Genomic DNA, 13,492 nt, shown 5'->3' on the forward strand with positions numbered 1-13,492 from the left:
GCAAAAAGAAAAGCTCTATGAGAACGATTCGGTAAACGATCGCGCTTCATAGAGCTTTTCCTAACGAATGAAAGTTTATACTAAAGAAGCCATGACGTTGCGTACGGAATCTGCCGATTTAGCTAGTGCAGCTTTTTCTTCTTCCGTCAGCTCCAATTCGATCACTTTTTCAATTCCGTTTGCGCCAAGAATGGTCGGAACTCCAAGATAGATTCCTTCAAATCCGTATTCACCCTCTAAATAGGCAATGGCCGGAAGAATGCGGCGTTGGTCTTTCACGATGGCTTCCACCATTTCTACCAAAGAGGCTGCAGGTGCGTAATAAGCAGACCCATTGCCAAGGAGATTGACAATTTCACCGCCGCCTTTGCGAGTGCGTTCCACAATGGCATCTAAGCGATCTTTCGGAATTAACGTTTCAAGCGGAATTCCCCCGGCATAAGAGTAGCGCACAAGCGGAACCATATCGTCGCCATGCCCGCCCAGAACAAAACCAGTGACATCTTTTACGGAAACATTCAATTCCTGCGCGACAAAAGTACGGAAACGAGCAGTATCGAGCACCCCTGATTGACCAATGACACGGTTTTTAGGGAATCCGGATTCTTTAAAAACCGTATATGTCATGGCATCGACAGGATTTGTCAGCACAATGATGTAGCAGTTTGGAGAATATTTCACCACTTCTTTCGTAACGGCTTTCATTATCTTTTGGTTTGTTTGTACAAGATCATCGCGGCTCATACCAGGCTTACGGGCAATTCCAGCTGTGATGACCACAACGTCTGAATCTTTTGTTTCTTCGTAATTGGAAGTACCCGTAATATTGGCATCGAACCCTTGGACAGGACTAGCTTCCAGCATATCTAAAGCTTTCCCTTTTGTAGGATTTTCCATGTTAGGAATATCGACCAAAACGACATCTCCAAGTTCTTTTTGAGCAAGTAAAAACGCTGTAGTTGCTCCCGTAAAACCGCCACCGATTACAGAGATTTTTTTACGCTTCAACGCCAAGAGAAGTTCCTCCTTATTATGGATTTATATAAAGAAGCAGGCTCTCAACGATTTAAGAGCCCGACTTCTATCCAACAAATGGACATTATTCCATATTCGCAATTAATTGTGACCCAAATTCGGATGTTTTGACTTCTTTAGCCCCTTCCATCAAGCGCGCAAAATCATATGTGACCACTTTGGAAGCAATGGTCTTTTCCATCGATTTGACAATTAAGTTGGCCGCTTCATTCCAACCTAAATGTTCAAGCATTAATACGCCGGACAAAATAACGGATGATGGATTCACCTTGTCCAAATTAGCATATTTTGGAGCCGTACCATGTGTTGCTTCAAAAATAGCATGTCCAGTTTCATAGTTAATATTAGCCCCTGGAGCAATACCGATTCCGCCTACTTGAGCAGCAAGAGCATCAGAAATGTAGTCTCCATTTAAATTCATAGTGGCCACTACATCAAATTCACGCGGACGTGTTAAAATTTGTTGCAAGAAAATATCCGCAATCGCATCTTTTACAATAATTTTTCCGGCTGCTTCTGCCTCTTGTTGAGCTTTATTGGCAGCTTCTGTTCCTTGTTCTTCTTTGATGCGGTCATATTGAGCCCACGTGAATACTTTATCGCCGAATTCTTCTTCCGCCAATTCGTATCCCCAATTTTTGAAGGCACCTTCTGTAAACTTCATAATATTTCCTTTATGTACTAATGTAACAGATTTTCTGCCTTCTTTAATTGCATAGTTAATAGCCGCTCTTATAAGACGCTTAGATCCTTCTTCCGAAACCGGTTTAATGCCGATTCCAGAAGTTTCTGGGAAGCGGATTTTTTTGACGCCCATTTCATTTTGAAGAAAATCAATGACTTTTTTCACTTCAGGAGTGCCTTTTTGATATTCAATTCCAGCGTAAATATCTTCCGTATTTTCACGGAAAATGACCATATCGGTATCTTGCGGGCGTTTTACCGGTGAAGGTACTCCTTCAAAATAACGTACTGGACGCAGGCACACAAAAAGATCGAGTTCTTGTCGTAAAGCAACATTTAAAGAACGAATTCCACCGCCTACCGGAGTTGTTAAAGGCCCTTTAATCGCAATGAGATATTCTCGGATGACATCCAATGTTTCTTGCGGAAGCCATTCACCTGTTTTATTGAAAGCTTTTTCGCCGGCATATACTTCTTTCCAAACGATTTTTCTTTCGCCTTTATAAGCTTTTTCCACCGCCGCATCTAAAACGCGTGAAGCTGCTCTCCAAATATCAGGGCCTGTTCCATCCCCTTCAATAAATGGAATAATCGGATTATTAGGTACTTTTAAAACTCCGTTCTGTACTGTGATTTTTTCCCCTTGTGACATGCTCTTATACCTCCAATTTCAGAATCAAAGGTTAGAAGCCATCTGCATCTAACCTTTGTGCAACTATTCTTATTACACCAATAATTCGCGCATTTGTAAACAATAGATTCACGAACTTGCTTTCCCCAAGCAAGCGCTACCAATCGTTCAACGAACGACGTTAAACCACTTATAGCCTGTTATCAACGATCTTCCAGCGGAACATACACTTGTTTGGAAGGACCGATGTATTCAGCCCGCGGACGAATTAAACGGTTGTTGTCATACTGTTCTAATATATGGGCAATCCATCCTGAAACACGGCTGACGGCAAAGATTGGCGTGAAAAGATCATGATCAATTCCCAAGCTGTGGTAAACAGATGCAGAATAGAAATCGACATTCGGCGGCAAACCTTTTTCAGACGTCACAATTTCTTCAATTCGAGTAGAGATTTCAAACCACTTTGGTTCTCCTCTGAGAGCTGTTAATTTTCGGGACATTTCTTTTAAATGTTTTGCACGAGGGTCACCTTTGCGGTATACTCTGTGACCAAATCCCATTATCTTTTCTTTGTTGGCCAGTTTTTTCCGAATATATGGTTCCACGTTTTCAACGGAATCGATTTCCGTCAACATTTTCATTACTTGCTCGTTTGCACCGCCATGAAGAGGTCCTTTTAAAGCACCGATCGCTGAGGTAATACCAGAATAAATATCTGACAAGGTGGCTACACATACACGCGCAGTAAAAGTAGAAGCATTCAATTCATGGTCGGCATGTAAAATCAATGCTTTATTAAATGCTTCTTCTTCAATACTTTCCGGTTCTTTTCCGTTCAGCATGTAAAGAAAATTCGCTGCAAAGCTTAAATTTTTGTTTGGCGCAATTGGTTCAAGCCCTTTACGAATGCGGGCAAATGTTGTGACCAATGCAGGCATTTTTGCTTGCAGACGGATTGCTTTTCGATAATTCGCTTCCTCGCTCATATCGTCAGCTTCTTCGTCATACAATCCTAAAAAAGATACTGCAGTGCGAAGCGCGGCCATGGGATGGACTTTATCAATTGGATACATTTTAAAATGGTCAATAATTTCTGGAGGAATTTCATAGTTTTCAGAAAGCTGATTTTTTAATTCGTCTAATTCCGTTTTTGTCGGCAAACGGCGATGCCACAGCAGATATATCACTTCTTCAAACGAAGCATTTTCCGCTAAGTCATCAATGTTATAACCCACATATGTAAGGGTATCATCAATAATAGAACTTACAGAAGTAGAAGCGGCAACTACTCCTTCCAGACCACGAGTTGCAGTCATACCCATCTCTCCTTTGTCTTAAATTTCCCCATTACCCACTTTTTTTGCAAATAATGAATAAATAGTAAAAAAATTTTCTTATGCGCTCGCTTATTTGCGGACAAATTCCTTTATATTCAATCCATACTAAAGGATGCGCTTACACGTCTTATTATAACTAATTATCTGACTTTTGTGAACCAAAAGCGCTTAAAATTAAAAAAATTATTTTTTTAGAAAAATGACTTTCTTTATTGAAAATAGTCGGATATTTTTTTCTAGTGAAAAAAACTAAAGATTCTCATTGCTGTATAAGCTATTCCTGCCCCAATAAGAGGACCGACAGCCACTCCTTTAAAGAGGGCAATCGCCAAAACCGTCCCCAACACAAGTGACGTCGTGATATGAGGAGATTCGGCCAGTAAAGATACCCCATGCTTTCCTAAAATGGCAACGATAATACCGGAAATTAACGCAATCCATGCATAAGGAGATTTTAAGGATTCCGTTAAATCTTTGAAACCGATCTCGCCTGTTGCAATAGGCACCAGGACAGCCACTGTAATGATGGTCACTCCCCAATTGATTCCTTTTGAGTGGATCAATGAAAAAATTTTATCATCCGTACCGATGACTTTTAAAACTAATAATACAGCTATCGCCACCATTAAAGATTGGTTTTTGGAAATAAAACCGATCGCTAATAGCAGCAGTAAAAATAAAAAAGGTTGTTGTGACATCATGATGCATTCCTTTCTTTAAGATTTAATTCAGGAAAAGAATCATTTTCCATGTCCATATGGAATGAATGGTATTCTGCCATCCTCTCTTTGATTAAAAAATCGACTGTTATTCATCCGAATCATGCAAAGGGGCCTTTATGGATTCTAACACGCTATAAAAAAAGGTGTGAGTAAAATGTTTGTGGGAGAAATTCTTAGAATTCCCCGATGAGGGGGTTGGGAACGTAGGTTCGCAATCCCCCTCATCGGGGCCACCAAGCAAAGCGCGGTAGGATCCCAAGCAGGAAACATGAAAAAAGGACTCTCTCCCTGGTAAGATGATCATTGTTCACACCATCAAACAGGAGGAGAGAGTCCTATGAATATTCAACAACATCTTACCACAAATTCGTTGACATGGAAAGAGATCGAACTTGATTTGTTTCGAGCCTTGCAAAACGCCTTCACCGAGCTGTTTACGGCTCTGTTGGAGGACATCGACCGACAATTGGCGGAAACCCGGGACAAGCGCCGGTACCACTTGAAAGACAAACGACGCACCACGATTCAAACCTTGTTTGGCGAAGTTACCTTTGAGCGAAACTACTATTTAGACCGAGAACAAAACCGTTACACGTTTTTGCTTGATTCCTTTTTAGCGTTTGATGGATCGCAGTCAATCAGCCCTTGTCTAGAAGAAACGGCGATGGGATTGGCTGTGGAGTGCTCTTCCTATCGCAAAGCGGCTCATACGCTTGCCCAGATGGTCGGGTATCCGGTGATGAGCCATGAGACGATCCGCCAGTTGGTGCTCGAGGCTGAAGTTCCGCTGCACTGCCCGGTTGACCAGCGATATGGACGGGTGCTGTTTGTGGAGGCCGATGGACTGTTTGTCTCTCTCCAAGGGAAGGGAAAACGGGCCAAGGAAGACAAAATCCTGACCGTTCACGAAGGATGGAAGCGTAACGGCTCACGGATCGAATTCGTGAATCAGCGCCATTACGTCCATGAAGGCAAGGGGGAGGTGTGGGAAGGCTTCGAGGAATTTTTGATGAACGAATATGCCTATGATCCGTGTCGGGATCTTCTTGTCATCAACGGGGACGGCGCTCCATGGATTACCGCGTGCCGGGAGTATTTCAAAGGACGGGTCTGCTTCCAATTGGATCGATTCCACGTGGCGCGTGAGTTGCGCCAATGCCTCTCGGGCCATCCACGGTGGCAGGCGATTCGGCAAAAGCTGGCGAAGCAGGATGAAGAGAAGCTGCTTGTGGAACTGAACAGCGCCCTCGGCACGCTGGGGGACGAAGCGAAAGAACAACAGCTGGCTGCCTTGATCCACCGGATCGAATCGATGCCGGGATGCATCCGTGATTACCGGGAATGGCTGAAGGAGCAAGGAGTGGACACAACGGGCATGTATCCGATGGGGAGGGCTGAAAGCGTGATGAGCCAGCTGGCGTATCGGGTGAAATACCGCCGCAGTTGGACAGACAAGGGACTCAGGGCGTTTTTCAAGGCAATGATTGCCCGGATGGATGGGATTCGTCTTTTCGGACATCGTTTAGGAGAAGAATCGTCGCATCCGGCGGAGGAAACGGCATCTACCAAACAGACGATCGTGAACAAGGCGAAACAACGCATCCGCCGTCTTCTTCCAGAGGTAACGCGGAATAACGTGCCATATTTACAGCAATCGTCCGGGACTCCGATCTATCATGCCCTGTCTGAATTCAAGGGATGGTAAAAAAAGGTATACATATTCGTCTGTCATGGCAAGGGATGAGAGTCCGAAAGCGCTTACGGATGAAATTCAAAAAAATGGTTCGCTAACCTATGACTTACATCTATTTTCAGCGAACCAAAAAAATTCCCACAAAGTCTTGACTGACTCTAAAAAAAGATAACACTTTTATTCTCACGGGGTAACTGCTACAATACAAATAGATTGCAAGATCTTATTTGGTATAAGGAGAGAAAAGTCGATTGAATCCTGAAAAGCTATATCGTGTTTTGCGCTTTTTTATTGTGGTTGGAGCTGTTTTGCTGTTGTTGTACGCGCTCTTTGTCGTGTCAAAAGTAACTTATCCGTTCATTATTGCGCTGGCGATCGCTTTTTTGATTAACCCACTCGTGAATGTCCTCGAAAAGCGCCTGAAGTTTCCGAGACCCGTTGCGGTAATTGCCTCAATCCTTATTATTTTTGCTATTTTTATCGGCATCATTTCCTTGCTGATAACAGAAATTGTAGCGGGCGCGAATTATTTGGCAAACGTAGTCCCGGGACATGTGGAAACGATTGTCAAGTACACGGAAAATTTTATTGCCGGCCAAATCATCCCGTTATATGATCAAGCTTCAAAACTGTTCAAAAATTTGGGCGCCAACCAACAAGAAACCATTTTGAACAATATTCAAAATGTCGGCCAAAAAATTGCTACAAGTGCCGGAGAGTTTTTAAAAAATTTCTTCTTAAAGCTTCCTGATCTAATTTCTTGGATTCCTAATGCAGCTACTGTTCTAATCTTTTCATTGCTAGCCACTTTTTTTATCAGCAAAGATTGGGACAGACTAAAAGATCGATTTGAAAAATATATGCCCAAAAAGGCACGTTCAAGCAGCGAGCGGGTATTTGTGGACCTCAAAAAAGCACTTTTTGGTTTTGTCCGTGCCCAACTCACACTCATTTCGATGACGGCCGTGATCGTGTTAATTGGATTGCTTATTTTGAGGGTTAAATACGCCATCACGATTGCATTAGTCACAGGACTCGTGGATCTTATGCCATACCTTGGAACGGGAGTCGTTTTTGTCCCGTGGATTATTTACGAATTTATTTCCGGGGAAGTTTCGCTCGGAATCGGTCTTTCGGTTCTTTATATAATCGTCATTGCGCAGCGACAATTCATGGAACCAAAAGTTCTTTCTTCCAGCATTGGCTTGGATCCTTTAGCCACATTGATCGCCTTATTTGTCGGCTTCAAAGTCGTCGGATTTCTTGGCCTCATATTAGGGCCGGTCGTTCTTGTCATCATCAAGACCCTCCACCAAGCCAATGTATTTCAAGATTTATGGAACTATATCATCAAAGGAAGCTCCACAGACAAAAATGTCAGCTGATAAAGCTGACATTTTTTTATGATAGGACGGATCGTTCCATCTTTCTTCTATTCACAAAAGACGATTCTTAACATTTTCCCGCTAAAAACGAAATGAAAACTTGAACGTAATTCACCAAGAGCGAAGCGTCACCAGATAAACGAAAAATTCATTGGTTTTTTTAAAGACTCCAATCGAAAAAATTTCTGCATCACGTTGATCTTTGACTTTAACCCATGACCATATAATCGAGTAGGAGGGAGCGATTAACTCCCGTCCTCTCACACCACCGTACGTACGGTTCCGTATACGGCGGTTCAATTAAGATAATTGACGCAAGTCTTTATAACTTCCGTGAATAGCTGTTCTCTTTATGCCAGTGGTCACTCCACCCTCCAAGAGGTCTCCCACGGGATTCACCGCTTCCTCCCTCAAGTGAGGTACTACGTTTTCTGTGTTCATCATGACTCACTGAATACCAAGGGCTATTCTCTCTTAATTGTTCGGTCCTTCTTAGTTGTTCTAGACCAACTAATACTATGACCTCTGCTGACTTCTGACGGTTCAGCTACTTATCACTAAGTAGGTTATGAAGAGTACTTCACATATCCGCCAGACCTCCCCGGGTAAGTACATGCACTTTCACACCATCTATCCGCCTCATTTACTCGATATGACCTTCGACAGAAAGAGCTTTGTTTTGTTATGCAAACTCACTCAATCATACCTAGCCTTATATGAGGTTCGTGTTCCTCGGACCGGTGTTTTGCCTCCAGCTTCCTTCAGATTCCGCGTCACCACGGACACCCTTGCTCTTGGCTAACCTCTACTTCTGTCTTCGGGGTTCGGGACTTACACCCTATAGTTCATGTACATGCCGGGCGCACATAAGAAGAGAAGAAGCTGGGAACCCAGCTTCTTCTTATTCGTTAAAGCACGCTGGCACGTCCGTTATAAACCACACCGCAGGCGGCATCGACGGTGACTTCCTGTCCTTCTTTTAAATTTTTCATGGCATCTTCTACTCCCACTATAACAGGAATCCCTAAATTCAATCCTACAACAGCCCCGTGGCTGGTTATTCCGCCTTCTTCCGTTATAAGTGCCGCACATTTTTCAATAGCTGGAACCATGTCTTTATCCGTTCCTATTGTGACTAAAATGGAATTCTCTTGCACTTTTTCTAATGCTTCTTTTGCATTTTTGGCGATGACTACTTTCCCTACAGCTGATTTTCTTCCAATTCCTTGCCCTTTTACAAGGATATCTCCCACAACGTGGATTTTCATTAAATTGGTCGTACCGGATTCACCTACAGGAACCCCAGCCGTAATCACAACCAAGTCTCCTTGTTTGATCATGCCGGAATCTAATCCTGCAAGAACGGCCAACTCCAACATTTCATCAGTGGATTCAGCTGCTTTACTTTTTTGCGGATAAACTCCCCACACAAGGGCAAGACTGCGGCAAACTTGCTCACTAGAAGTAACCGCAATAATCGGCGCTTTCGTTCTGTAGCGTGAAATCATTTTGGCTGTATGGCCGCTTACGGTTGGTGCGATAATCGCATGAACATCTAAATTAAGAGCCGTATAGGCAACGGACTGTCCAATGGCATTGGTCATATTATGTCCTGTGTTCTTGCTTCTTTCGGTCAAGATGGCAGGATAGTTCAGAGCTTTTTCCGCTCGTGAAGCAATCCGGTGCATCGTTTGTACGGCCTCAAGCGGATACGCTCCCGCTGCGGTTTCTCCTGACAACATGATCGCATCGGTACCATCAAAGATGGCATTGGCCACGTCACTAGCTTCCGCACGGGTAGGGCGCGGATTTCTTTGCATGGAATCCAGCATCTGTGTCGCAGTAATAACCGGTTTCCCCATCTCGTTGCATTTTTTGATCAGTTCTTTTTGGACAAGCGGAACTTCTTCAGCTGGAATTTCCACTCCCAAATCGCCTCGTGCCACCATTAACCCATCGGATACTTCCAAGATTTCATCGATGTTTTCAACGCCCTCTTGGCTTTCGATTTTAGGAATGATTTGAATATGTGTCGCATTATGTTCCTCAAGAATTTGTCGGATTTCCAAGACATCGGACGCTCTTCTTACAAAGGAAGCAGCAATGAAATCAATCCCTTGCTGGATTCCAAAAATGATATCTTTTGCATCCTTTTCGGTAATACCAGGCAAATTAACCGAAACGCCAGGAACATTTACTCCTTTTTTATTCTTAAGAACACCGCTGTTTAATACTTTCGTATGAATTTCTCCATTTTCTTTGTCGATAGAAACAACTTCCAATCCTATCAAACCGTCATCCAGCAAGATTCTCGATCCTATTTCTACATCATCGATTAAGTTTGGATAAGTAACCGAAAATTTTTCTGCCGTTCCAGTTACTTCTTTCATTGAAACAATGACATTTGTGCCTTTTTTCAGTTCGACAGCACCGTTCTCCATATTATGCGTGCGAATTTCCGGTCCTTTTGTATCCAGCAAAATGCCTACCGTTTTGCCGGTTTGTTTAGCAGCCTCACGAATATTTCGAATCCGAACAGCATGTTCTTCATGATCTCCATGAGAGAAATTTAATCGAGCGACGTTCATTCCGGCTTCCATTAATTTTGCCAACATTTCTACGCTTTCGCTTGCTGGCCCAATCGTACATACAATTTTCGTTTTTCTCACGGTTTACCACCCCATATCCACAAATTAAATAGAAAGTTCTTTTGAAAGCTTGTACATGTTTAGATCCAATTGATGCTTTCTGCCAAGTGCTTCTATAATGTCATAATCGACAAGTTGATTTTTTTCAATACCGACTGCTCGTCCGCCTTTTCCTTCGATCAACAATTCCACTGCTCTGGCTCCTAGGCGGCTAGCCAACACACGGTCTGTAGCTGTCGGCGATCCTCCACGCTGAATGTGTCCGAGCACAGAAACCCTAACTTCTATATCACATTCTTTTTGGATCAATTTCGCAAACTCTGTCCCGCTCATAACACCTTCCGCTACTACGATAATACTATGCTTTTTGTGGCGTTTTTGACCATTCTTTAACCGTTCGATGATTTCATCCATATTGAAAGGTTCTTCCGGAATCACAATCGTTTCAGCTCCGCCGGCCAATCCAGCCCACAACGCTAAATCACCGGCATCTCTTCCCATTACTTCAATAATAAAGGTTCTTTCATGGGAACTTGCCGTATCTCTGATTTTGTCAATAGCATCAATCACTGTATTGAGAGCCGTGTCAAAACCGATCGTAAATTCCGTTCCCGGGATATCATTGTCAATCGTTCCCGGAACCCCGATGCATGGAAAACCAAGTTCCGTTAAAGCTTTTGCCCCGCGATAAGAACCGTCTCCGCCAATCACGACCAAACCGTCGATCCCGTGTTTTCTTAACTGTTCCACCCCTTTTTTCTGACCTTCCGGGGTTTTAAATTCCGGGCAGCGTGCTGATCGTAAAATCGTTCCTCCGCGATGAACAATATCACCAACAGAACCTAATTCAAGTTTTTCAATATGTCCGTTAATTAAACCAGTATAACCTTGATAAATCCCAAAAACTTCTAAATTATGAAAAATTCCCTTCCTTACGACCGCCCGAATCGCGGCATTCATTCCCGGAGCATCGCCCCCGCTTGTTAAAACGCCGATTCTTTTCATCATCATCACCTCTACAAAGTAATTTGCACTGCCACTCATTTTATTCTGTTTTCTAAAGTCCAAGTGTAGAAATCCTGTTTCCTCATGCGGGCAATCCTCTATTTTTGATCGAGGTCTACAGCATTTCTACAGTTCTGCTAGCAATATCCCTCTTTAAAATACCACGAAGGAAAGGTGTTCACAATATACCTAACAATCCTTTCAAAAAGACAAAATTGTCGGTGAACTGGAAGCGTTTTTTATTCTCTCCGACAAACAAAATCATTTCAATTTATTTCCTAATAAAGGACTCAAGATACATAATGTGAAAAAATTACCATACCATCGAATGTTTATTCTTTCCAATTTCAGAAACAATTCCAAACGCTGATCTGATCATACCTGCAAAAATCGAGCGGCCAATCATAGAAAGGTTCATGCTCAGGAGGATGACACCAAAAGGAAAATCCGAGGATGGATGTATATGAAAAAACGCGCTCCGTTAAGAGAAGCGCGTTATTTATGAGTTCCTATATATTCGTTTAAAACGGTGTATTCACCAATAGCTCTATATTTTTCGTAGCGCTGATTCACCAATTCTTCCTCGCTCAACGAAATGAGCTGTTTTAAAGAACGTTTCAGCGTTTCGTCAATAAATTCGGCTTGTTTTTTAGGATCGCGATGCGCGCCGCCGCGCACTTCTTTAATCACATCATCAATAACTCCCAATTCTTTCAAATCTGGAGCCGTAATTTTCATCGTTTCGGCTGCCAATTTTGCTTTTGAAGCATCCTTCCATAAAAGAGCTGCTGCTCCTTCAGGCGAGATGACAGAATACGTAGAGTTCTCAAGCATAAATAAATGATTGCCGATCCCTAAAGCTAGAGCACCCCCGCTTCCGCCTTCACCGATCACGATGCAGACAATCGGCACTCTTAATCCGGCCATTTCAAACAAATTTCTGGCTATCGCTTCGCTTTGTCCGCGTTCCTCTGCCGCTTTACCCGGATAAGCTCCTTTTGTATCAATAAAACAAATGATGGGACGGTGAAATTTTTCCGCTTGCTTCATAAGACGAAGAGCCTTTCGGTATCCTTCCGGATGAGGCATGCCAAAATTCCGACGGATGTTTTCTTTCGTATCTTTTCCGCGTTGGTGTCCAATTACCGTAACCGGCAGACCGTAATATTTGGCCACTCCGCCGACAATGGCTTCATCCTCCCCAAAAAGGCGGTCTCCATGAAGCTCGATAAAATCTGTAAATAAATGTTCAATATAATCAAGGGTAGTTGGCCGTTGCGGGTGTCTGGCCATTTGCACACGATCCCAAGGTTTTAAATTGTCATAAATATGCTTTTCCAATTTTTCCAGCCGATTCTCCAACGTTTCAATTTCATCTGATAAATCCACATCCGATTTGGCCGTGAATTCTTTCAATTCCGCGATTTTCTCCCGTAGTTCAATAATCGGCTTTTCAAATTCAAGACTGTTTACCACGCCAGCTCACCCCTTGGCTGATGAATATCTAAAAGGACAGTTAATTTATCCTTCAGTTCATTTCTTGGAATGACGTCATCCAGTTGTCCATGTTTCAACAAAAACTCCGCTGTTTGAAAATCTTCCGGAAGCTCTTCCCGAATGGTTTGCTCGATGATTCGGCGCCCGGCAAATCCAATCAGCGCACCAGGTTCCGCAAAATTGTAATCTCCTAAGGAAGCGAAACTAGCAGAAACCCCTCCGGTCGTTGGGTGGGTCATCACGGAAATGAAAAGCCCACCGTTGTCACTGAATCGCTTCAAGGCAGCACTCGTCTTCGCCATTTGCATAAGAGATACTATACCTTCTTGCATTCGTGCACCGCCAGAAGCAGTGAAGATGATAAACGGAATCCCTAAACGATCGGCTTCTTCTACCGTTCTGACGATTTTTTCCCCGACAACGGATCCCATGCTTCCCATGCGAAATTTAGCATCCATTACCGCAATGGCAGTCTTATATCCGTTTATTTCTCCAATACCCGTCACAACAGCCTCATTTAATTTTGATTTTTGGCGGTCTTTTTCAATTTTTTCCAGGTAATGAGGAAAGTTCAAAGGATTTTCTGTCATAAGTTCGGCATTGATTTCTGTAAAAGTTCCCTCATCTATCAACGACTCAATCCGTTCATAAGCAGACATTTGATGATGATATCCGCAATGAAGGCATATATGGAGATTTTTTTTCAACTCTTTCGTATACATAATTTTCTTGCACTGGGGGCATTTTGTCATAATTCCTTCGGGTACGTCATGCTTCGGTGCATCAGAAGGAACGGTGACATATTTTCGCTTCTTTGGCTTATTAAAGAAATCTTTAATCAAGGTGAATCCT

Annotated in this window: 10 protein-coding genes; 2 read left to right on the forward strand and 8 right to left on the reverse strand. The window is 43.0% G+C overall.

Annotated features, from left to right (window positions below):
* Positions 1–75: 75 nt before the first annotated feature.
* The 4 genes from mdh to NST12_RS12205 form a co-directional block, all read right to left on the reverse strand.
* Positions 76–1,014, reverse strand: coding sequence for a malate dehydrogenase (mdh, locus tag NST12_RS12190; protein WP_003355613.1), 939 nt, complete (start codon positions 1,012–1,014; stop codon positions 76–78).
* 85 nt (positions 1,015–1,099) lie between these two features.
* Positions 1,100–2,371, reverse strand: a complete 1,272-nt coding sequence (gene icd, locus NST12_RS12195; protein ID WP_048623814.1) for an NADP-dependent isocitrate dehydrogenase — start codon at positions 2,369–2,371, stop codon at positions 1,100–1,102.
* A gap of 182 nt (positions 2,372–2,553) precedes the next feature.
* A complete protein-coding gene (gene citZ, locus NST12_RS12200; RefSeq protein ID WP_341101379.1) occupies positions 2,554–3,669 on the reverse strand; it encodes a citrate synthase in 1,116 nt (371 codons plus the stop codon).
* A 257-nt stretch (positions 3,670–3,926) separates the two neighbouring features.
* Positions 3,927–4,388 carry a DUF441 domain-containing protein gene (locus NST12_RS12205; RefSeq protein ID WP_048623816.1) on the reverse strand — a complete coding sequence of 154 codons (462 nt, stop codon included), beginning with the start codon at positions 4,386–4,388 and terminating at the stop codon, positions 3,927–3,929.
* Positions 4,389–4,749: 361 nt separating this feature from the next.
* Here NST12_RS12205 and NST12_RS12210 point away from each other — a divergent pair, with 361 nt between their 5' ends.
* Both NST12_RS12210 and ytvI read left to right on the forward strand, forming a co-directional pair.
* Positions 4,750–6,117 (forward strand): ISLre2 family transposase, encoded by a 1,368-nt coding sequence (locus tag NST12_RS12210; RefSeq protein ID WP_003355652.1) that lies wholly within the window; start codon positions 4,750–4,752, stop codon positions 6,115–6,117.
* Between the two features lie 239 nt (positions 6,118–6,356).
* Positions 6,357–7,490, forward strand: a complete 1,134-nt coding sequence (gene ytvI / locus NST12_RS12215; protein WP_048623817.1) for a sporulation integral membrane protein YtvI — start codon at positions 6,357–6,359, stop codon at positions 7,488–7,490.
* A 908-nt stretch (positions 7,491–8,398) separates the two neighbouring features.
* Here ytvI and pyk read toward each other — a convergent pair.
* The 4 genes from pyk to accD form a co-directional block, all read right to left on the reverse strand.
* A complete protein-coding gene (gene pyk / locus NST12_RS12220; RefSeq protein ID WP_341101382.1) occupies positions 8,399–10,159 on the reverse strand; it encodes a pyruvate kinase in 1,761 nt (586 codons plus the stop codon).
* Positions 10,160–10,183: 24 nt separating this feature from the next.
* The gene (gene pfkA / locus NST12_RS12225; RefSeq protein WP_340396326.1) at positions 10,184–11,143 is read right to left on the reverse strand and encodes a 6-phosphofructokinase; all 960 of its coding nucleotides are present in this window, start codon (positions 11,141–11,143) and stop codon (positions 10,184–10,186) included.
* A 495-nt stretch (positions 11,144–11,638) separates the two neighbouring features.
* On the reverse strand, positions 11,639–12,619 hold the full coding sequence (gene accA, locus NST12_RS12230; RefSeq protein WP_003355621.1) for an acetyl-CoA carboxylase carboxyl transferase subunit alpha: 981 nt from the start codon (positions 12,617–12,619) through the stop codon (positions 11,639–11,641).
* Positions 12,613–13,482 carry an acetyl-CoA carboxylase, carboxyltransferase subunit beta gene (accD, locus tag NST12_RS12235; protein WP_003355622.1) on the reverse strand — a complete coding sequence of 290 codons (870 nt, stop codon included), beginning with the start codon at positions 13,480–13,482 and terminating at the stop codon, positions 12,613–12,615. Before accD ends, accA begins: the two co-directional genes overlap by 7 nt.
* Positions 13,483–13,492: the final 10 nt, after the last annotated feature.

This window comes from Bacillus sp. FSL W8-1127, from assembly GCF_038006725.1.
GTDB lineage: Bacteria > Bacillota > Bacilli > Bacillales > DSM-4216 > Bacillus_O > Bacillus_O smithii.